At 63.7% G+C, this 20,395-nt stretch carries 21 protein-coding genes; 7 read left to right on the top strand and 14 right to left on the bottom strand.

The window, feature by feature from the left end; translation table 11 throughout:
• Positions 1 to 61: 61 nt before the first annotated feature.
• The 5 genes from AC1DYC_RS22420 to AC1DYC_RS22400 form a co-directional block, all read right to left on the bottom strand.
• Positions 62 to 2,092: an aldo/keto reductase gene (locus AC1DYC_RS22420; RefSeq protein WP_477410003.1), complete on the bottom strand. Its 2,031-nt coding sequence runs from the start codon at positions 2,090 to 2,092 to the stop codon at positions 62 to 64.
• Between the two features lie 30 nt (positions 2,093 to 2,122).
• Complete coding sequence (locus tag AC1DYC_RS22415) at positions 2,123 to 3,202, bottom strand: ABC transporter ATP-binding protein (protein ID WP_477410002.1); 1,080 nt, start codon at positions 3,200 to 3,202, stop codon at positions 2,123 to 2,125.
• 13 nt (positions 3,203 to 3,215) lie between these two features.
• The gene (locus AC1DYC_RS22410) at positions 3,216 to 4,052 is read right to left on the bottom strand and encodes a carbohydrate ABC transporter permease (protein ID WP_477310589.1); all 837 of its coding nucleotides are present in this window, start codon (positions 4,050 to 4,052) and stop codon (positions 3,216 to 3,218) included.
• A gap of 13 nt (positions 4,053 to 4,065) precedes the next feature.
• Complete coding sequence (locus AC1DYC_RS22405; protein ID WP_477410001.1) at positions 4,066 to 4,926, bottom strand: carbohydrate ABC transporter permease; 861 nt, start codon at positions 4,924 to 4,926, stop codon at positions 4,066 to 4,068.
• 277 nt (positions 4,927 to 5,203) lie between these two features.
• A complete protein-coding gene (locus AC1DYC_RS22400; protein ID WP_477310585.1) occupies positions 5,204 to 6,472 on the bottom strand; it encodes an ABC transporter substrate-binding protein in 1,269 nt (422 codons plus the stop codon).
• Positions 6,473 to 6,578: 106 nt separating this feature from the next.
• Here AC1DYC_RS22400 and AC1DYC_RS22395 point away from each other — a divergent pair, with 106 nt between their 5' ends.
• Positions 6,579 to 7,448 (top strand): helix-turn-helix domain-containing protein, encoded by an 870-nt coding sequence (locus AC1DYC_RS22395; protein WP_477409999.1) that lies wholly within the window; start codon positions 6,579 to 6,581, stop codon positions 7,446 to 7,448.
• 182 nt (positions 7,449 to 7,630) lie between these two features.
• Here the strand turns inward: AC1DYC_RS22395 and AC1DYC_RS22390 are convergent, their stop codons facing one another.
• The 5 genes from AC1DYC_RS22390 to AC1DYC_RS22370 all read right to left on the bottom strand — a co-directional run bounded on the left by AC1DYC_RS22390 (position 7,631) and on the right by AC1DYC_RS22370 (position 11,688).
• Entirely contained in the window at positions 7,631 to 7,939 is a 309-nt protein-coding gene (locus tag AC1DYC_RS22390) for a DUF1236 domain-containing protein (protein ID WP_477287866.1), read from the bottom strand.
• A 728-nt stretch (positions 7,940 to 8,667) separates the two neighbouring features.
• Complete coding sequence (locus AC1DYC_RS22385) at positions 8,668 to 10,047, bottom strand: sensor histidine kinase (RefSeq protein WP_477409997.1); 1,380 nt, start codon at positions 10,045 to 10,047, stop codon at positions 8,668 to 8,670.
• Positions 10,048 to 10,051: 4 nt separating this feature from the next.
• The gene (locus AC1DYC_RS22380; protein WP_477409995.1) at positions 10,052 to 10,432 is read right to left on the bottom strand and encodes a YkvA family protein; all 381 of its coding nucleotides are present in this window, start codon (positions 10,430 to 10,432) and stop codon (positions 10,052 to 10,054) included.
• A gap of 57 nt (positions 10,433 to 10,489) precedes the next feature.
• Positions 10,490 to 11,167: a winged helix-turn-helix domain-containing protein gene (locus tag AC1DYC_RS22375; RefSeq protein WP_477409993.1), complete on the bottom strand. Its 678-nt coding sequence runs from the start codon at positions 11,165 to 11,167 to the stop codon at positions 10,490 to 10,492.
• A 134-nt stretch (positions 11,168 to 11,301) separates the two neighbouring features.
• The gene (locus AC1DYC_RS22370) at positions 11,302 to 11,688 is read right to left on the bottom strand and encodes a tyrosine-protein phosphatase (RefSeq protein WP_477410112.1); all 387 of its coding nucleotides are present in this window, start codon (positions 11,686 to 11,688) and stop codon (positions 11,302 to 11,304) included.
• Between the two features lie 157 nt (positions 11,689 to 11,845).
• On the opposite strand from AC1DYC_RS22370, the gene AC1DYC_RS22365 reads away from it, so the two are divergent.
• Complete coding sequence (locus AC1DYC_RS22365) at positions 11,846 to 12,478, top strand: methyltransferase family protein (protein ID WP_477409991.1); 633 nt, start codon at positions 11,846 to 11,848, stop codon at positions 12,476 to 12,478.
• A gap of 8 nt (positions 12,479 to 12,486) precedes the next feature.
• Here the strand turns inward: AC1DYC_RS22365 and AC1DYC_RS22360 are convergent, their stop codons facing one another.
• The 4 genes from AC1DYC_RS22360 to AC1DYC_RS22345 all read right to left on the bottom strand — a co-directional run bounded on the left by AC1DYC_RS22360 (position 12,487) and on the right by AC1DYC_RS22345 (position 14,680).
• A complete protein-coding gene (locus AC1DYC_RS22360) occupies positions 12,487 to 12,702 on the bottom strand; it encodes a hypothetical protein (RefSeq protein ID WP_477409989.1) in 216 nt (71 codons plus the stop codon).
• The gene (locus tag AC1DYC_RS22355) at positions 12,699 to 13,448 is read right to left on the bottom strand and encodes a COG4280 domain-containing protein (protein WP_477409987.1); all 750 of its coding nucleotides are present in this window, start codon (positions 13,446 to 13,448) and stop codon (positions 12,699 to 12,701) included. The genes AC1DYC_RS22360 and AC1DYC_RS22355 overlap by 4 nt, the downstream gene beginning before the upstream one ends.
• Before the next feature lie 177 nt (positions 13,449 to 13,625).
• Complete coding sequence (locus AC1DYC_RS22350; RefSeq protein WP_477409985.1) at positions 13,626 to 14,252, bottom strand: class I SAM-dependent methyltransferase; 627 nt, start codon at positions 14,250 to 14,252, stop codon at positions 13,626 to 13,628.
• A 2-nt stretch (positions 14,253 to 14,254) separates the two neighbouring features.
• Positions 14,255 to 14,680 (bottom strand): MerR family transcriptional regulator, encoded by a 426-nt coding sequence (locus AC1DYC_RS22345; RefSeq protein WP_477310567.1) that lies wholly within the window; start codon positions 14,678 to 14,680, stop codon positions 14,255 to 14,257.
• 62 nt (positions 14,681 to 14,742) lie between these two features.
• Between AC1DYC_RS22345 and AC1DYC_RS22340 the strand changes: the two genes are divergently transcribed.
• The 5 genes from AC1DYC_RS22340 (at position 14,743) to AC1DYC_RS22320 (ending at position 20,345) form a co-directional block, all read left to right on the top strand.
• Positions 14,743 to 15,483: a cation efflux transmembrane domain-containing protein gene (locus AC1DYC_RS22340; protein WP_477409983.1), complete on the top strand. Its 741-nt coding sequence runs from the start codon at positions 14,743 to 14,745 to the stop codon at positions 15,481 to 15,483.
• 227 nt (positions 15,484 to 15,710) lie between these two features.
• On the top strand, positions 15,711 to 16,619 hold the full coding sequence (locus AC1DYC_RS22335; RefSeq protein WP_477287975.1) for a substrate-binding domain-containing protein: 909 nt from the start codon (positions 15,711 to 15,713) through the stop codon (positions 16,617 to 16,619).
• Positions 16,620 to 16,819: 200 nt separating this feature from the next.
• Entirely contained in the window at positions 16,820 to 18,319 is a 1,500-nt protein-coding gene (locus tag AC1DYC_RS22330; protein ID WP_477409981.1) for a sugar ABC transporter ATP-binding protein, read from the top strand.
• A complete protein-coding gene (locus tag AC1DYC_RS22325) occupies positions 18,316 to 19,332 on the top strand; it encodes an ABC transporter permease (protein ID WP_477409979.1) in 1,017 nt (338 codons plus the stop codon). The genes AC1DYC_RS22330 and AC1DYC_RS22325 overlap by 4 nt, the downstream gene beginning before the upstream one ends.
• Positions 19,333 to 19,343: 11 nt before the next feature.
• Positions 19,344 to 20,345, top strand: coding sequence for a LacI family DNA-binding transcriptional regulator (locus tag AC1DYC_RS22320; protein WP_477409977.1), 1,002 nt, complete (start codon positions 19,344 to 19,346; stop codon positions 20,343 to 20,345).
• Positions 20,346 to 20,395: the final 50 nt, after the last annotated feature.

Below are 20,395 nucleotides of genomic sequence, written 5' to 3'. Positions count from 1 at the left end.
CTTGAGGGGGAGATGCCTGGCAAGGCAGAGGGGGGTGTGAAGGAACGCTACCTCGAAGGTCCTAAGCCCTGCGCCGCTCCGGCCCACTATCCAGCCACGCCACGTCCTCCGGCGACAGCGCAATATCCAGCGCCTTCAAGCTGTCCTCCAGCTCGTCGAGCGTACGCGGACCGATCAGCGGGACCGACGGAAAAGGCTGCGCCAGCACATAGGCCAGCGCGACATGGATCGGACTTTTACCGAGCCGCTGCGCCAGCTCGATGGCGCGGTCGCGGCGGCCGAAATTTTTCTCGGAATACCAGACCCGCACCAGCTCCTCATTGTCCTTTCTGTCGCGGCCGGCGCGATCGGTGAAGAAGCCGCGGCCCTGGCTCGACCAGGCGAAGTTGGGCATCTGACGCTTCGTCAGCCAGGCTTTCCAGTCGTCGGTGGAGGAGGTGATGCAGCCGGCCCAGATCGGCTCCAGCATTTCGGCCAGCGAGAAATTGTTGGAGAGCGCGCCTGGCTTCTGCTTGCCGTTCTTTTCGGCATAGGCGATCGCTTCGTCCATCCTCGCCATCGTCCAGTTGGAGCCGCCGAACGGGCCGCGGATACGGCCGGCTTTCGCCTCGGCGTCCATCGCATCGACGAATTCGCCGACCGGCACATCGGGGTTGTCGCGGTGCATGAAATAGATGTCGACATGGTCGGTCTGCAGACGGTCCAGCGACTGGGCGAGCTGCTTGCCGATGACATCGGGGTAGCAGAGCGGCGAGTGCGCGCCCTTGGCGATGATCACCGACTGCTCGCGCACGCCGCGATTCGTCAGCCATTGGCCGAGCAGCGTCTCGGTATAGCCGGCGCCGTAGACAAAGCCGGTGTCGAACAGATTGCCGCCGGCCTCGAAGAAGGCGTCGAGCAGGATCGAACCCGAGGAGAAGGTGCGGAAATCCTCAAAGCCGAGCGCCACCACGGAGGCGGGCTTGGCCAGGCCCGGTATCTTGCGCTTGGCGATGGCGGTGCCATCGGTGCGCAGCGGCCGGCCGGAGATCGTATTGATGCGCTTAGCCGGCTTTTCTATCTCGTACTCGAGCCCGACGGCAGCGCGCCATTTGTCGAGCACGCGCAGCGTGCCGAGGCTGTCGGCCCAGGACATGCCAGGCCAGGCGAACTCCTGGCTCCGCGCCAGGATCGCCTCGCCGGCGGCGTCGACCTCGAAGGAATAGAGATGGCGGGTCTCGTTGACGCTGACGGTTTCGCGCCTGCCGTCGGCGTGGATCACGTCGATCTTGCCGAGGCCGACATCGCGGTTTCCGCCGGCGAACCAGAAGTCCGGCACTTCGATGCGGCCCTTGGTGCCGAGAATGCGGAGCACATTGTCCTGGTTGAGCGAGATGCTGCAGGACACCTCGGCGACGACCCCTCCGGCAAAATGCAGCAGCGCCGAGGCCCATTCGTCGACGCCGGACTGGCCGAGATGGGCGGTACCGACGACCTTGTCCGGATCGGCGAAGGGTTTTCCGACTGCCGCCCCGGCGATCAGCCGCGCCATGGAGACGGGATAGCCGCCGACATCGAGAATGCCGCCGCCGGCGAGATCGTTGGCGTAGAGCCGATGCTGCGGCATGAAGCCCGGCATGGCGAAGCCAAAGCTCGACTTGATCATCCTGACCTCGCCGATGATGCCGGACCTGATCAGCTCGACCAGCTTCAGCGTCTGCGGGTGCAGCCGGTACATGAAGGCTTCGCCGAGGAAGGTGCCGGCCTTGCGCGCCGCATGGATCATGGCGTCGGCCTCGAAAGCGGTCAGCGCCAGCGGCTTTTCGCACAGCACATGTTTTCCCGCTTCGGCTGCCTTGATCGCCCACTCGGCATGGCCGGGATGCGGGATGGCGATGTAGACGGCGTCGACATCGGGGTGGTCGAGCAGCGCTCGGTAGCCGTCGAGAATGCGGGCGCCGGGAAACGTCTGGGCTAAGCCTGCCTTGCCGGGGTTGCGGGCGCCGAGCGCGACGATCGTGCCGGTGCGCGATCCTGCCACGCCGCCGGCAAAGGCCTTGGCGATGTCGCCCGGCCCGAGGATTCCCCAGCGGATGGGCGCGGTTGAAGTCATGGTCATTCTCCTTGGAAAGGCTGGAAGAGGTCAGCGCAACCGCTGGCCGTTTTCGTCGAACAGATAGGATTTGCGGATGGACACGGTGATTTCCGAGGCGTTCGGAACCTTTGTCGCGTCGCGCTGGATCACCAGGTCCTCGCCATGGGCGGTCCTGGCATAGATGAAACTGGTGCCACCGAGATGCTCCACCACGTCGATGCCGACGGTGAGGTCGGCGTCGCCTTCGCCCGCATTGCCGAAATGTTCGGGCCGCACGCCGACAATCACCTTGGCTCCGGTTTCCGGCACGGCGCCGGCTAGCGGCTGCATGATGTGGGCCTTTTCCTCGCCCACCAGCTCGACGGTGACGCTGCGCGTGTTGCGGCTGACGACGCGGCCCTTGATAAAATTCATCTTCGGCGAGCCGACGAAACCGGCGACGAACTGGTTGTCGGGATTGTCGTAGAGATCGAGTGGCCGCCCGATCTGCTCGACATGGCCGCCGCGCAGCACCACGATCCGGTCGGCCAGCGTCATCGCTTCGGTCTGGTCGTGGGTGACGTAGATCATCGTCGTGCCGAGCTCCTTGTGCAGGCGCGAGATTTCGACCCGCATCTGGACGCGTAACTCGGCGTCGAGGTTGCTCAACGGCTCGTCGAACAGGAACACTTGCGGTTCGCGCACGATGGCGCGGCCGATGGCGACGCGCTGGCGCTGGCCGCCGGAGAGTTGCTTCGGCCGCCGCGCCATCAACTCGCTGATGCGCAGGATCTCGGAGGCCCGCTTCACCCGCCGTTCGGTGTCCTCCTTCGGGTTGCCGGTCATTCTGAGACCAAAACTCAGATTCTGCTCCACCGTCATGTGCGGGTAGAGCGCGTAGGACTGGAACACCATGGCGATGCCGCGGTCGGCCGGCTCGACATCGTTCATCACCTTGCCGCCAATGGCGATCTCGCCGCCGCTGATGTCCTCCAGCCCGGCGATCATCCGCAGCAGCGTCGACTTGCCGCAGCCGGACGGGCCGACAAAGACGACGAACTCGCCATCGGCGATGTCGATGTTGGCGCCATGGATGATCTCATAGACGCCGAAGCGCTTGATGACGTTGGTAAGGGTGACTGCCGCCATGTCGCTGTTGTCCCTATTTGACGGCGCCGGCGGCGATGCCGGCGATGAAATGGCGCTGCAGCAGCACGAAGACGACGAGCATCGGCACGGTCAGCATGACGGCGCCGGCCATGATGCCGCCCCAGGAGACCTTGGTGAGACCGATCAGCGTGCCAAGCGCCACCGGTGCGGTCATCGCGCCGGGCTGGCTGTTGATCAGAAGCGGCCAGAGGTAATTGTTCCACGAGGCGAGGAACAGGATGATGGCCAGCGCCGCCAGCATCGGCCGCGCCAAAGGCAGGGCGACGAACAGGAAGATGCGCCATTCCTTGACGCCCTCGACGCGGGCCGCGTCGAACAGATCGTGCGGCATCATCGAGAAGGCCTGGCGCATGAACAGCACGCCGAGCGAATTGAACAAAGGCGGCACGATCAGCGCCACCCAGGTGTTGGCGAGCTGGAAGTCGCGCGCCACCATGATGAATTGCGGGATCAGCACCACCGCGTAGGGCAGCGTGATGGTGCCGAGGATGATCGCCACCACCGCGCCCTTGCCGAAGAACTGGTAGCGAGCGAGCGCCCAGCCGGCCATCGAAGTCAGCAGCACCGAGAAGAAGGTGTAGGTCACCGCTACCGCCACCGAAATGCCGATGGCGCCGACGAAATTGGTGTCGCGCTGCAGATTGTTGAAATTGTCGACGAAATTGCCGTGCGGCAGCAGCTCGATGCCGGGGCTGAAGATGCCGTTGTCGGGCATGGTCGAGAAGACGATCATCATCCACAGCGGGAACAGCCAGACCAGCGCCAGCGGCGTCAGGGCCAGATGCAGCAGGACGCTGCGGCCGAGCCGGCGTTGCGAGAGCGAACTCATGTCGGCTGCCCTCTCATTTCGGCTCTCTCGTTAGCCACAGCTGCACCAAAGTGATGGCGATGGCCAGGCCCGCCATGGTGTAGGCAACGGCCGAGGCGTAGCCGAAATTGAGGGAGCGGAACCCCTGGCGATAGAGCAAAAGGCCGAGCGTCTCGGTGCCGCCGCCCGGGCCGCCGCGTTCGGTGATCAGGAACGGTTCGGTGAACAATTGCATGGTGCCGATGATCGACAGCACGGCGCAAAAGACGATGACGGGTTTGAGCAGTGGCAAGGTGATGTAGAAGAACTGTTTGACCTTGCTGACGCGGTCGAGCGTCGCCGCCTCATAAACGTCCTCGGGGATCGACTGCAGCCCGGCAAGCAGGATGATGGCGTTGTAGCCGGCCCAGCGCCAGGTCACCGCGATCATGATCAGCGCCATCGCCGGGGTGACGTTGGAGAACCAGTCGATCTTGGCCAGGCCGACGCTGGCGAGCAGCTTGTTGATGATGCCGAAATCGAGATTGAACATCAGCCGGAACACCGCGGAATAGGCGACTTCGCCGACCACCACCGGCGCGAAGAAGGCAAAGCGATAGAGGCCGCGCGCTTTCAGCAGCGGCGAGTTCAGCAGCACCGCCATGACGATCGCCAGCGAGATCATCACCGGCACCTGGATGACGAGGATGAGCAGCGTGTTCTTCAGCGCATTGAAGAAAGCGGGGTCGCCGATCAGCCGACCCCAGTTGAAGGTGGGCGCAAAACGCCACGGCACGGTGCGCGTCGCCTGGAAGGAGATCATGAACGAGGAAATGATCGGCCACACCCAGAAGATGGCGAAGATCAGCAGGTAAGGCGTGAGGAAGCGATACGCGGTGGCGTTCTGGGTGCGCATGGGTTCCTCCTTCCTTCTTTCTTTTCTTGCCTTCTCCCCTTGTGGGGTGAGAAGCGGTTCGCGTTAGCGAACGAAAAGCCAATTGCTTGGCTTTTCGAGTTTCGAACGCCCTGAGCCTGCGAAGGGCCGGGCGTGGTGGCCGATCCACCCTGCCGGGTCCCCGCTGCTCCGCAGCGTCCCGGCGTTCGCTGGCCTTTCATCGTGCCACTGGCACGATGAATTCGCCTTCGGCGAACCGGCCGCTCACCCCACAAGGGGAGAAGGGGAAGCGCTCTTTCTACTTCACCGGCAGTCCAGTCGCCGACGCGATCTGGTTGGCGGCGTCGTCAAGCGCTGCCTTGGCATCCGGATAACCGCCGCCGAGATATTTGGTCTGCACCGCGCGCATGATGATCTCGGCGTCGCTCTGGAACTGGGTGCCGCGGCTCGGCACCACCTTGGGCAAGGTAGCCAGAATATCCTTCCACACCGCCTGGCCGCCCCAATAGGGCAGGCCTTGCGAGACATAGGGGTCGTCGAGGGCCGAGATCAGCGACGGCACCAGGCCGAAATCCTTCAGCATGGTGATCTGGCCTTCATTCGTCTCCAGCGTGTATTTCAGATAGGCGTAGGCCGCTTCCTTGTTCTTGGAGGCCGAAGTGATGGCCAGCGAGGAACCGCCGAGATTGGCGGCGCGCGGGCCGTCGGCGGTGAGCGACGGCATCAGGTAGACGCCCCATTTGCCGTTTTCGCCGGCCGATTCGGTGCGGATGGTGCCCTCATACCAACCGCCATAGATCTGGGTGGCGACGGTGCCGGCGGTGTTGTTGGTGATCTTGGTGCCCCAGTCGGCCGACGACATGATGCCGGCGTCCTTCATCTCCTTGATCTTGGTTAGCGTATCGACGCATTTCGGCTGGTTGACGGTGATCGACTGCCCGTCCTCGGCGAAATAGCCGCAGCCCTGCTCGTTGGAGATCATGCGGAAGAATTCGGTGTCGCCGTTGAAATCGGCATTGGTCATGGTGACGCCCGGATTGGCGGCCTGGATTTTCTTTCCGGCGGCGATGAAATCGTCCCAGGTCTTGATCGAGGCCGGATCGACGCCCGCTTTCTCGTAGAAATCGCGACGGTAGAAGGCGGCGACCGGGCCGGAATCCCACGGCATGGCATAGGCCTTGTCGCCCACTTCCAGTTCGGTGCGCTTGAAATCGGGGAATTTCTTCTGGTCTTCCGCGGTGTAGCCCAGCGTGTGCAAATCGACGAAGCAGTCGGGGAACTGGCTCCAGTAATTCTCGGCCTCGCCGTTTTCGATCGAGACGATGTCGGGCAGGCCGACGCCGCCGGCGGCACAGCCGGCAATCGATTTGTCGTAGGTCGGCTGGTTGCCGAGGTCTTGAACGGTGACCTTGACGTCGGGGAACTGCTTGTTGAAGCCGGCGATCGTCGACTTCAGCGACGAGGCGGCGATGTTCCAGCTCCAGATCGTGATTTCGCCAGACTGCGCCAAAGCCGGGCCTGAGCCCAAGCCAAGCGCCAGCGCGGCACAGATCAGTGTCGTGCGCATTGAAATCCTCCCATTTCATTTGCTCTCTCTTCGCGAGCATGGCTAAACTAAGCAGCGCGGAAGGCTTGTCCCTGATAACGGGAATAAAGAATGGGCGGAAAGTAAGATGCCGGAACGGCCGTTTTACCAGCCTGGCGCCAGCAGCGTCGAAGGCCTGCCGATGGCCTTGCAGATGTTTCACAACCATCCGCTGGTGATGCTCAAACCGCACTGGCATGCCCAGGTCGAGGTCAATTTCATCGTCCGCGGCAATGTGCATTACCGCATGGCCGAGCATGAGATTTCGCTGTCGGCGGGCGAGATGTGCCTGTTCTGGGGCGGGCTGCCGCACCAGATGGACGATCTCTCGGACGACGCGGTCTACTCCGGCGCGCATCTGCCGCTGGTGCATTTCTTCCGCCTGCATCTGCCGACCGATGTCCGCCACCGGTTGATGACCGGCGCCACGCTGGTGACATCGGCGACCGATGAGGCCGACCATCATAATTTCGAGCGCTGGAACCGCTATTTCCGCTCCGGCGATCCGGCCACGACCGAGCATGCGGTGAACGAGTTGCTGCTGCGACTGGAGCGGATACGCTTCGACCCCTACCGGCTGGTGCCCGAAACGGCCGCCGGTGCGGAGACGGGCGGCCCGTTCGACCAGCAATGGCTGCGCAATGTCGGGCGCATGTGCGATTTCATCGCCGAGAATTTCCTCTACGACATAGACTGCGTCGACATTGGCGCGGCCGCCGACATCCATCCGAAATACGCGATGAACATCTTCAAGAAGTCGACCGGCATGACGCTCAACGAATATATGAACCTGCTGCGGCTGAGCTACGCGCAGGCGCAGCTGATGCATGAAGACGCCAATGTGCTGCGCGTCGCCATGGATTCGGGCTTCGGCTCGCTCAGCGCCTTCAACAAATCGTTCCGCAAGCTGGCCGGCATGTCGCCTTCGGATTTTCGCCGGGGCGCTGTGGGCCGATAAAAGCGCGGCGGCGATCATCGATTTGGAGAAAAGTTGTCAGCTGCGGCGTATTTGAGGACCGGGTCGACCTGTCGCGCCGGCGTCGGCAAGGGCTATCAAACGCGAAAAAACCCGCTTCCAAAGAACAACTCTGGAAGCGGGCCGTCAGCGGCCGGACGTTGAGGGACATCCGGCCGAAGTTGCTACTCGATGATCTGAACGATCTTGCGCGTATCCGGGTCAACGAGGACTGCATGGTCTCCGACGACCGTGTACTTGTACTTGACGTCGGGCACGTCGATTGCATGAAGCTCGACCGTATCCGGCAGAGCAGTGCCGACGTTGAGCTCCACACCGAGCAGGCTGACGGATGCGAGCTTCTGCTTGTGGATGTATTCGCGGACCACCGTCTGCTGCTCAGGCTTGAGAACGACGACAGTGTCCGCCACGGCTGCGCCAATTCCGGCAACCAGTACAAGACCTGCGGCGATAGTGACAAGGTACTTTTTCATGACGAGCCTTTCTATGTTAAGGGCTGATTTCAAACCTATGTATTGAATGCCCAAACATCAAACTCCGTCAGGTATATATCGTTCCGTAAGTTTGCTGATTATTGGATCTGTTCTCTCGTCGGCTAACGCCACGGTCGACACTTCTGCCCGGCCGATGGTTCGTCGAGCATCTTTACACAAGCGATCCCGCGGCCGAGCCTCGCCGGTTGGCCAGTCACGTAAGCCAGAATCCGGCGAAAAGAACCGTCAAGATAAGCGAGGCGGGCACGGCAAGAAGCCACCGAGCTTCCATAATGCTGGTGTTTCGATCGTCCATTGCCTTCGCTCCTTGTTAGCCGGATTCACTGCAAGCAGAACGGCGCCCCGATGCGATCGTTCCGCCTGTGGACCACGGTCCCAGGAGGCATCGGACTGAAGTCTTATCGTCAAAGGCAGAGGGCTGGGTGCGGCAACCAAGTCCTTGCCAAGACATTGGTGGTCGGCCGCCGGGTAAAGTCCCTTCATCGGCGGTCCCCGGGTGCTCGCTGTTGTCCCCCATCAGCGGCACCCGTTTTGGCTTTCGCAGCAGCTGCAAGCGGCGATGACACGGATCGCGCCGCCGTCGCCGCGAAGACCAACGCTTCGTTCAGCCACCCTTCGCGCCGGAGTGGGACGCCCTTGATGCGATGTTCAGGATCTGGGCGGTCGACGACCCTCTGCTCTGCCCAACTCGGTAGCCAAATCGGCTCTCAGCCCAGCGATGCATTTGCTGCAGGGAAACCGACAATCACCGCCAGGCCGGGGTGGCGGTCCTCGAGCGCGATGGATGCGCCATGCAAATCGGCGATAGCGCGCACCAGGCTGAGGCCCAGGCCACTGCCGGGCGTGGTGCGGCTGGAGTCCAGCCGGTAGAGCCGCTGGAACACTTTTTCGCGCTCCTGCGCCGGAATGCCGGGGCCGTTGTCGGCAATCTCGGCGACGATGCGGTCGCCTTGCCTAGACACCGACAGCTTGATGATCGTGCCGCGCGGGCAATGGCGCAGCGCGTTCTCGACCAGATTGGCGAACAGCTGGGTCAGCAAATCGCGATCGCCGTGGACCAGGTATCGGCTGTCTTGGGAAATGTTCGCCGACAGCGACTTGCCGTCATCCTCGGCGACGCCGGCATAGATCTCGGCAATGGCTTCGACGACGCCGTTAAGGTCGAGATCGACAAAGCGCGCCTTGCGGGCGCCGGCCTCGATCTGGGCAATGCGCAACAGCGCATCGAAGGTCTCGTTGATCTGCAGGCTCTCTCCGCGCGCCTCCGCCAACTCGTCGGCAACGGCCTCGCCCCGCGCGGTCGTGTCGGCGGCCGCCTCCAAAATCATCTGCAGCCGGTTGAGCGGCGTCTTCAAATCATGCGCGATGTCGGCGCTGACCTGGCGCATGCCGTCGACAAGGGATGCCAGCCGTTCCAGCGCGGCGTTGACCTGGCGCGACACGCCGTCAATGTCGTCGCCATTGCCAAGCAGCGGAATGCGGGCGTCGAGCCGGCCGTTGGAGACATCGTCCATGGTGGCGGCAATACCGTCGAGGCGGCGCTGAACGCGCGACGCCAGCAGCGCGCCACCGGCCACGCCAAGGCCCGAAATGATCAGGGTGGCCCAGCCGAAGCTCATCAGCACGATGCTCTCCAGCTCCTTGATCTCTGACAGCGAGAAAGCGACGGTCAGGCTGTCGGGGCCGACCGAACCGGACCAGGCGCGATACATTGTGTCGGGCGGCACGCCCGGCAGGGACGCGGCAAAATCCGAAAAGCCGTCGGGCAGGTCGGCGGCGGTGAAATTCCCGGCCAGATGGTTGCCGGCGGCATCGGTCAGCGAGAACAGCTGTTCCTTGCTCGGGCTGAGCGCGGCGTGGCTGTCGACCGCCGAGACCAGATCCTCCTGGTCGTTGCCGGCATAGGTCACCGCCACGACCGAATAGGTTTCCTTGACCGACTGGTCGAGCTGCTCGGCAAGATCGGCGCTCATCAGCTGGTAGACGATGGCGCCGGACAGGATGAAGGCGAGCACAAACAGCAAGGCGAAGGTCAAAGCCAGCCGGAACGGCGTGCTGCGCAGCAGGCTGGCGCTTGTTTCCTTCATCGCGTTAGGCGGACTTCGGCCAGAACAGCCATAGCAGCGCCAGCGCCCCCAATATCCAGACAGCAATGATGAAGACCAGTCCGGCCTTGCCGACCGGCCTGGCGCGGCGCTCGGCCGCATCACGGAATTCCTGCATGAGAGCTGGTGGCACCAGCTTGACCGCAAGCATGATGCCGAGAGGGACGATCAGCAGATCATCCAGATAGCCGATGACCGGGATAAAGTCAGGAATGAGATCGACAGGGCTGAGAGCATAAGCCGCAACCGCTCCGGCCGCGGCCTTTGCGTACCAAGGCACACGAGGATCGCGGGCGGCAAGCCACAATGCCACCGTGTCGCGCGTGATGCCGCGCGCCCATCGCTTTGCAGAGTCCAGCATCGACATATCGCTTATATACGTACAGCCAGTTGGACGTGTGAGATGCGATCGAGCATGGCCCATTCAACTCGGCGCGTGCAAGCTGTAGCCGGTATTGCGCACGGTGTGGATCAACGCGGTTTCGAACGGCCGGTCGATCTTGGCCCGCAGCCGGCTGATATGGGTTTCGACGACGCTGGTCTTGGGGTCGAAATGAAAATCCCAGACGCGCTCCAGAAGCATGGTGCGGGTGATGACGCGGCCCTCGCCGCGCATCAGCAATTCGAGCAGGCTGAATTCGCGCGGCTGCAGGTCGATCGCCTGGCCCTGCCTGGTGACGCGGCGCTGGATCAGGTCCATTTCGAGGTCGGCGATGCGCAGCGTCGTCTTCTGCTCCTGCGCCGCCGGGCGGCGGCCGAGCGCGTTTATGCGGGCGAGCAGTTCGGAGAAGGCGAAAGGTTTTACCAGATAGTCGTCGCCGCCGGCCTCGAGCCCCTCGACGCGGTCGTCGACGCCGCCGACCGAGGTCAGAAAGATCGCCGGCGTGCGCACGCCCGCCGCGCGCACCGCCCTGATCATCGACAGGCCGTCGAGGCCGGGCAGCATGCGGTCGGCGACGATCACGTCATAGGCATCGCGTGTCGCGGCAAACAGCCCGTCACGGCCATCGCGCAGCAGGTCGCAAACGTGGCCCGCCTCGCTCAGGCCCTTGACGACATAGTCGGCGGTCCGGGGGTCATCTTCGACAAGCAGAAGTCGCATCGTTGTTCCGATCGCTGGTTGACCGCCCTGGCGCTCCTGTAGTTCCCTGTTTTGGCGCAATTCCGGCCGAAAAGCGGCTTCACACTTTTTCCTGGAATAGTCGGTTCCGCGCAGCCATGCCGGACCATCAGGTTTTACGAGCCGAAAAAGCCCAGCAGCGGTTCCATGGCCTCGAAGCTCTGATCCATTTCATAGGGGCCGATGACCGGAATGCCGATATGGCCATAGCGGACCGACAGCTGCGCCTCCGACACTGGCTCGGTCGCGCCGGCCAAAGCCGCGAGGTAGAGCGCCGAGGCAAGGCCGGTGCGGTCCGATCCCTCCTTGCAATGGATCAATACCGGCTTGGGCGCCGATTGCAGCAAGGCGATCAGCGCCAGCGATTGCTGCTGCGTCAATTCGGTGCGGGCGTTCATGGCGAAGTCGATGTGGCGGATGCCAAGCTCATCGGCAGCCTTCACTTCCTCGTCGTACCAGGCCTGGCCCGGACCCGCGCCACGCAGATTGACGATGGTGGCGATGTGATATTTGTCGCGGTAGGCGCGGATCTGTCCGCCTGCTTACAAATTCGTAAGAATGGCCAAAATCCCTGCCGGTTGCCTCGCCATCGCCGCACGGAAGCGCTAGTGGATGGCGAGACACCGGCGCGATGGGCCCTGCCGGAGAGCAGGAACGACGATGAGCTACGCTCCCCCCAAGCCGGCGGCGAAGGCGTTCGACCAGCACAAGCGGCTGATCGTCGTCCAGGTGGCCGCAGTCGTCGCCATCGTGCCGTTGCTGTTCACAAAGCCCTTTCTCGTCGAAGGCTCGGACGGGCACGAATACATCGAAGCGCTAGGCATCGGCTTCGTGCTGATCTGCATCCTCGGCCGGCTCTGGAGCATTCTCTATGTCGGCGGCAGGAAGAACGACGAGCTGGTCACCATCGGTCCGTTCTCGATGACCCGGAACCCGCTCTATTTCTTTTCCACGGTCGGCGCCGCGGGCATCGGCTTGATGTATGGCTCGGTGCTGGTGGCGGCGGCGCTCGCTCTGGCGAGCTTCCTGGTGTTCCGGGTGACGGCGCGCAAGGAAGCCGAGTTCCTGTTTGGAAAGTTCGGTCCCGCCTACAGCGCCTATGCCGAGCGCACGCCGCCATTCTGGCCGAACCCGCTGCTGTTTCACGACCAGGCCGAACGCCAATTCTCGACCAAGGCGTTGCGGCGGACTTTCGTCGACGGGCTCTATTTCCTGGCGCTGTTCCCGGCCATCGAGACGATCGAGCTGTTGCGGAACAGCGGCGTGCTGCCGGTGTTTTTCACCCTCTACTGACCGGCCCTCTACTGACCGGAGCGCCGCGCCGCGCGGCGCACGCTGTAGAGCAGAATGACGAGGCAGCCGAGCAGAAGCAGGGCGCCGCCGGCGAGCGGCGGCAGCGCCAGCAGCTTCACCGCCGCGGTGATCGCCACGATCAGCAGCAGCGCCAGCGTCGCCAGACTGCCGTCGTCGATGAACATGCCGACGAACTCCTTCAGGATGAGGCGGATGATGGTCATCGGGCAGCTCCTTGTGCAGCCTTGGGGTCGCGCAACCAGCGCACGATGGCGAAGGACGCGACGGCGATGACGGCGAAGATGGCCAGCAGCGCCAGATCGGCGCCCGGCCAGTCGGCGCCAAGGCCTTCGCCGGTCCAGAAAATGCCGAAGCTGGTCAACATCAGGCCGACGGCGAATTTGAGCGCATTCTCCGGCACCCGCGCCAGTGGCCGGTGCACCGCAAGGCCGATGATCGTTACCAGGATGAAGGCGGCCAGCGCGCCAAGGCTGGCATAGAAGGTCTGCGCATGCGCAGCGCCCACGGCAATGACGATGAACACCACCTCGACGCCTTCGAGCAGCACCGCCTTGAAAGCCGCGAGCCCGGCGAGATAATCGGCGCGGCGGTCGTTGGCCTGTTGCTGCAAGGCGGCGGTTTCCTTGGAAAAGGCGGCGTCCTCGTCATGCAGGGCGATGACGCCGAGACTGCGCAAAATGGCTTTCCGCAGCCAGCGCATGCCAAACAGGATCAGCAGCACGCCGACGACGAACTGCAGCACGGTGATGGGAACCAGCGCCAGCAGCGGTCCGAAGGCCAGCACCAAAGCCGCCAGCAGCGCCAGCGCCAGCGCTGCGCCCGTCAATGCTGGCCGCCAGCTGCGGGTGACGCCGACCGCCAGCACGATGGTGAAGGCCTCGACCACTTCGACGAAGGAGGCGAGGAAGGAAGCGGTCACGGTGGACAGAATGGGTGTCAGGTCGTGCATGAACGCATTGGCCCGGTGCGGAATAGCTTGCCGTCAATAGACGCGTGATCGACGACCGAAACAATGCGCGGTCATGGTTTCGTGCAGAAAAGTGAACGCCCGTGGCCGCGGCAAAACCTGATCCGGTTGCGGCGCTGCCGCCAGCGCAATCGCGAAGGCCAGCCGGCTATTGACCGGTTACGGCGAGATACGCTCAAGCACGCTGAACTGGAATGCCTGCGTCGATCCCCACGGCGTCGTGTGCGTGTGGTGCCGCTGGTCGACGAGCCGAAAAGCCGGCCCGACGGCCTTGGCCAGCGTTGCGGGGTCGTATCGGATGACCGGCAGGCCGCTGCAGCGCTCGGGGCCGTCCGGCGCGAAGGTGGCGATGATGGCGTGACCTCGCGGCCTCACCGCGGCATGAAGGCACTCGATATAGGCTGCGCGATCATCTGGTTCGGTCAGGAAATGGAAGGCTGCGCGGTCGTGCCAGAAGTCGTAGGTGCGCGCCGGATGCCACGCTGTCATGTCCGCAGCGATCCACTCGATTTCATCGGCAGCCGCACCAAGCCTTGCCTTGGCGGCTTCGAGGGCAGAGACCGATAGATCGAGCACGGCAATGTCGCGCATCCCCTTGTCCAGCAACGCATCGACCAGACGCGACGCGCCACCGCCAATGTCGATGAGGCTGGATTGGGCGATCTCGGCCCTTTGCCCGATAAGCTCGAGCGACAACGCCGGTGAATCCTCGAACCAGCTCACGCCCGTTTCGCCCTTGGTCGTGTAGGCACTGTCCCAATGGGTCCGCCGGCTGTCGTTGGGCATGGTCAACCTGCGCTCAAAGTCCCGTGAATATGACTGCGATCGGCGAGCGTTTCGATGACGCGACATTGGCCCACTCGTCCGCAGGCACATTGCTCGATCATCTCGCGCAATTCCGTGCGCAGCGCGTTGAGGCTGGCGATACGCTTCTCCACCTCCAAGAGCCGCGCCTGCGCGATCTCGTCTGCGCGCGCGCATGACTGGTCCGGATCGTCCTGCAGCGAAAGCAGTGCGCGGATCGCATCGACCTCAAAGCCAAGCTCGCGCGCGTGGCGAATGAAGGCAAGCCGCATCACGGCCTCGCCGCCATAACGCCGCTGCATGCCTTGGGTGCGGTCCGTCTCCGGCATCAGGCCGATCTGCTCGTAGTAGCGGATCGTCGGCACCTTCACCTCGGCGCGGCGCGCCAGCTCGCCAATCGATAGGGGCATGAAAAAGACCTTGAACCTCTAGTCGCTAGAGAGATTACCCTGTTTCCATCAAGGAGTCACCGATGTCTGAAGCTTGTTGCAATCACGAAACCGAAAGCTGCGCCGGACCGCCGCCATTGGTCCTGCCGGCATCGCCCCACAACCATGCAAAGGAAGTGAAGGCCGCATGCTGTTCGGGCGGCGTGCCGATCTTCGACGGCATGGACCCGCGCTACAAGCGCATGCTGTGGACGGTCATCGCCGTCAATGGCGCCTTGTTCCTGACGGAAATGGTCGCCGGCTCGCTTGCCGGCTCTCAGGCATTGAAGGCCGATGCGCTGGATTTCCTTGCCGACACCGTCACCTACGGGCTGAGCCTTGCCGTCATCGGCGCCAGTCTCAAGACCCGCGCGACGGCCGCGCTGTTCAAGGGCCTGTCGCTCTGCCTGATGGCCGTCTGGGTCTTCGGCTCGACGCTTTACCACACGCTCGTCCTCGGCCTGCCCAGCGCCCAGGTCATGGGCATCATCGGGTTTTTGGCGCTCGTCGCCAATCTCGCTTCCGTCGGTCTCTTGATGCCCTACAGGGATGGCGACGCAAATGTCCGTTCGGTCTGGCTGTGCTCGCGCAACGATGCCATCGGCAATCTGGTGGTGATGGCTGCCGCTTTTGGGGTCTGGGGCACGTCGAGCGCGTGGCCCGACCTGGCCGTTGCCGCGCTGATGGCGGGTCTCTTCCTGACGTCGTCGGTGCAAATCCTGCGGCGGGCCTGGGCCGAGTATCGCGAAGGCGCATCCGGCCGGGAGGCAGTGCCTGCCGAATAGCTATCCGCAATGTGAGCGGAGGCCAAACGCTCCCGCTTGCAGATCACATTCGCCTGCCGAGCTATGGCCGGCACGCGCTCATGAGATATTGACACTTGGCAAAGCCAAGCACTAACCTGCAGCGTAATCGGTTACGTAACCGATTACCAGGGATCACAGAGGAGGAAATCATGAGCAAGAAAACAATTACGGACGGGCTTGGCCCGTTCTCGCGCCGCCAGTTCCTGATGACCGGCGCCATGGCCGCGGGCGCACTCGCGCTGCCCCTTGGGCCGGTCTTTGCCGCCGACAAGCCGAAGGTCGGGCTGGTCATGAAGTCGCTCGCCAATGAGTTCTTCAAGCAGATGCAGGCCGGCGCCGAGGAGTATGCGGCCAAGAACAAGGACAAGTTCGATTTCGCCGCCGTCGGCATGAAGGACGAGCGCGACTTCGCCGCCCAGGTCGACGCCATCGAAAACTTCATCACCCAGAACTACAACATCATCGTCGTCGCGCCGGCCGATTCGAAGGCCATGGTGACGCCGATCTCCAAGGCGCTGCAGGCCGGCATCAAGGTCATCAATATCGACGTCGCGCTCGACACCGAAGCCAAGAAGAAGGCCGGCATCGACCTCGCCTTCTTCGGCCCTGACAATCGCGGCGGCGCCAAGCTTGCGGGAGATGCGCTGGGCAAGGCGCTCGGCAAGGGCGGCAAGGTGGTCATCCTCGAAGGCAATCCGGAAGCCGACAACGCCAAGGAGCGCAAGCTCGGCTTCGACGATGCGGTCAAGGAGAACGGCCTCGAGCTGCTCGATTCCAAGACTGCGCATTGGGAGACCGAGGAAGCCAACACGCTGATGACCAACTTCCTCACCCAGTACCAGGACATACAGGGTGTGATGGCGGCCAATGATTCGATGGCGCTCGGTGTCGTCAAGGCGCTCGACGCGGCCGGCAAGTCGGGCCAGATCAAGGTCGTCGGCTTCGACAACATCCCGGCCGTCGGTCCCCTGCTCAAGGCAGGCAAGATGCTCGCCACCGTCGAGCAGTATGGCGCGCAGATGGCCGCCATGGGCATCGACTACGGCCTGCGCGAAATGGCCGGCGAGAAATTCTCCGGCTGGGTCAAGACCGACATCAAGCTGATCACCGGCTGAGGCGAGCGGTAGCGCCGGTACTCCCTCCGGCGCTTCCGCTTGTCTCATCGCCGCCGCCGGCAAACTGCCGGCGGCGGTGATGACGCGCCCGCGCCGCTATCGCGGGCTCTAACTATTTGTTTTTACGCAATTCCGGACGGAAAACCGCTGCGCACTTTTCCTGGAATTGCTTGAGAGCGCAGTTTAGGATTTCGCGGCCCATGGATGCGATTCTCTCCCTAGAAGGGGTCGGAAAGATTTTTCCCGGCGCCGTCGCGCTCAGCGACGTGTCGCTGTCGATCGCGCGCGGCGAAACCCACATCATCCTGGGCGAGAACGGCGCCGGCAAATCGACGCTGATCAAGCTCTTGGCCGGCATCTACCAGCCGGACACCGGTTCGATCGCCTTCAACGGCCAGCCCTACCGGCCGAAGACGCCGCACGATGCGCAGCTCAGCGGTATCCGCATCGTGCATCAGGAACTCAACCTTCTGCCCTATCTCAGCATCGCCGAGAATCTGATGCTGGAGAAGCTGCCGCGCCGCGCCTTCGGCATCGTCGACGGCAAGGCGCTCAACAGCCGCGCCGTGGCGCTGCTGAAAGAGGTCGGCCTCGACATCGACCCGCGCACCCGCGTCGAGGCGCTCGGCGTGGCGCAGATGCAGCTGGTCGAGATCGCCAAGGCGCTGAGCAATGATTCAAAACTGCTTGTCCTCGACGAACCGACGGCGACGCTGACGCCGCCGGAGATCGAGCGGCTGTTTGCCATCATCAAAAAGCTGAAGGCCAAGGGCGTCACCATCATCTACATCTCGCACCGGCTGCACGAGGTGTTCGAGATCGGCGACCGGGTGACGGTGCTGCGCAATGGCAGGCTGGTTGAGACCCGCGACCTCAAAGGCCTCGCCGTGCCAGACCTGGTGCGCATGATGATCGGCCGCGACATTGCCGACGAGTACGGTTTCGACGCTTCCATCGTGCCGGGCACGGTGGCACTCAGCGTCGCCAATCTCAAACGCAGCACCGAGACGCCGCCGATTTCCTTCGCCGTCCGCCATGGCGAGATCCTCGGCGTCGCCGGTCTGGTCGGCAGCGGCCGCACCGAAGCCATGCGGGCGCTGTTCGGCGCCGATCCGAAACTCGACGGCGTGGTCGAGATCGACGGCAAGCCGGTGGCGATCGCGGCGCCCAAAGATGCGGTGCGGCACGGCTTGAGCCTGCTCACCGAAGACCGCAAGGGCCAGGGCTTGCTGCTCGACATGGCGGTCGACAGGAACATCACCATCACCGATCTGGGCAAAGTCTCGCGCAACGGGCTCATCAACCGCCGGGCCGAAGCCGCCGCCGCCAACGATCTGGTCGGCCAGCTCAGGGTCAAGGCGAGTTCGATCGAGCAGGCGGTGCGCAATCTCTCGGGCGGCAATCAGCAGAAGGTGGTGCTGGCGAAGTGGCTGTTCCGGGGCACCTCGACGCTGATCCTCGACGAGCCGACCCGCGGCGTCGACATCGGCGCGCGGCGCGAGATCTACCAGCTGCTTTGGATGCTGGCTGCGGCGAAAAAGGGCATCATCATGGTGTCGTCCGACCTGCCCGAGCTGATGGGCATGTGCCACCGCATCATCGTCTTTTCCAAAAACAAGATCGTCGGCGACGTGCCGCGCGCCGCGTTCGACCAGGAGCACATCCTGTCGCTCGCCTATCAGGAGTATGTGCGACCATGAGCGAGACGTCGCAAGTGACTGCGTCGGCGCCCGTTTCCCCGGGCCGGGCGAAATTCCTGCGCTTTCTGGTGCGCGATGCCGGCGTGCTTCTGGCGCTGGTGCTGATCACCGTGTTCTTCTCGGCGACGGCGCCCTACTTCGCCACATCAGGCAACGCGCTGAAGATCTTCGTGCAGATCGCCATCAACACGGTGCTGGCCGCCGGCATGACCTTCGTCATCCTCACCGGCGGCATCGACCTGTCTGTCGGATCGGTGCTGGCGCTGTGCACGGTGGTCGGCGCCACCGTCATGATCGACGAAAGCCTGTCGCCGGGGGTGGCGATCCTGCTGGCGCTGCTGGCCTGCATGGCCACGGGTGCGGTCTGCGGCTTTCTCAATGGCTGGATTTCGACGCGCTGGAAGATCCCGTCCTTCATCGTCACGCTTGGCATGCTCAACATGGCGGCGGGTGCGGCCCGCGTGGTCAGCGACAACTCGACCATCACCGGCCTGCCGCAGAGTTTCGTCGATTTCGGCAACCTCATCATCGGCGGCTTCCTGCCATCGATCTTCCTGATCGCGGTGCTGGTGATCGCGGCCGGCTGGTTCGTGCTTCGCTTCACCGTCTTCGGCCGCATGATCTTCGCCGTCGGCACCAATGACGAGGCGGTGCGGCTGTCCGGCCACAATCCGGATTTCTACAAGATCGCGGCCTTCACCATCAGCGGCCTGACCGCCGGCATCGCCGCGATGGTCTATCTGTTGCGCCTCAACATCGGCAGCCCGATCGCCGGCGTCGGCTACGAGCTCAACGCGATTGCCGCCGTCATCATCGGCGGCACCAGCCTCAGCGGCGGCAAGGGCTCGATCATCGGCACGCTGGTCGGCGCCTGCATTTTGCAGGTACTGTCGACCGGGCTGCAGCTGCTCGGCGTCGGCGACAATTTCAAGCCGATCGTGATAGGCCTTGTCATTGTGCTCGCTGTCATCCTAGACGCCTACAGGGAGCGGTTGCTGAGGGTCATCCGTTAAGGGGACAGACGATGACGACGATTGCCGATGTCGCGCGCCATGCCGGAGTGTCGGTCGCAACCGTCTCGCATGTGATGAACCGCACGCGCCATGTCGAGCCGGAGACGGCCGAGCGCGTGCGTTCGGCCATCGCCGCCTTGCGCTACAGCCCGAACACGCTGGCGCGCAGCCTGAGGCGCGGCGAGACCAAGACCATCGGCCTGCTTCTGCCGGACAATTCCAACCCGTTCTTCGCCAGCGTGGCGCGCCAGATCGAGGATGCCGGCTTCCTTGCCGGCTATACGGTGATCCTGTGCAACTCCGACGGCAGCGCCGAGAAGGAGGAGCGCTACCTCCAGGTGCTGATGGCCAAGCAGATCGACGGACTGATCTTCGCCGGCTCGTCCGACCATGCGCGGGTGTTCGCCAACGTGCTGCCCGGCGTGCCGGCGGTGCTGCTCGACCGCGAGATCCATTCGGTCAATGTCGATTCCGTGCTGGTCGATCACGATCATGGCGGCTATCTCGCCGGCCGCTATCTGGTCGGGCTCGGCCACGAGAAGATCGGCGTCATCGGCGGCCCGCGCGATTCCAGTTCCAGCCCGGCGCGCCTGCGCGGCTTCGCCAGGGCGCTGCAGGAAGCCGGCCTCGACCTGCCGGCGAATGCCGTGGTCGATTCCGACTATCACTTCGCCGGCGGCCGCACGGCGATGGAGCGGCTGATGGCGCAGGCGCCCGGCATCACGGCGCTGTTTGCCTGCAACGATCTGATGGCCATGGGCGCGCTGACGGTGCTGCGGGCGCGCGGCCTGCGGGTTCCCGACGACATGTCGATGATCGGCTTCGACGACATACCCTATGCCGTCACCACCTGGCCGCCGCTGACGACGATCGCGCAGCCGGTCGAGAAGATCGGCACGCGCGCCGTCAGCCTGCTGCTCGCCCGCGTCGCCGAGCCGGCGGCACATTCGCGCCGCGAAGTGCTCACGCCGGTGCTCGTCGAAAGGGAAAGCTGCGCGCCGTTGCGGGGGTAGATCCCAATGAGCAGATGGGTGGAAAGCCCAGAATGAGGTTGCTATCCTCC

The sequence above is a fragment of the Mesorhizobium sp. P2_E7 genome (assembly GCF_056403855.1).
This window is presented reverse-complemented; position numbering and strand designations above follow the sequence as displayed.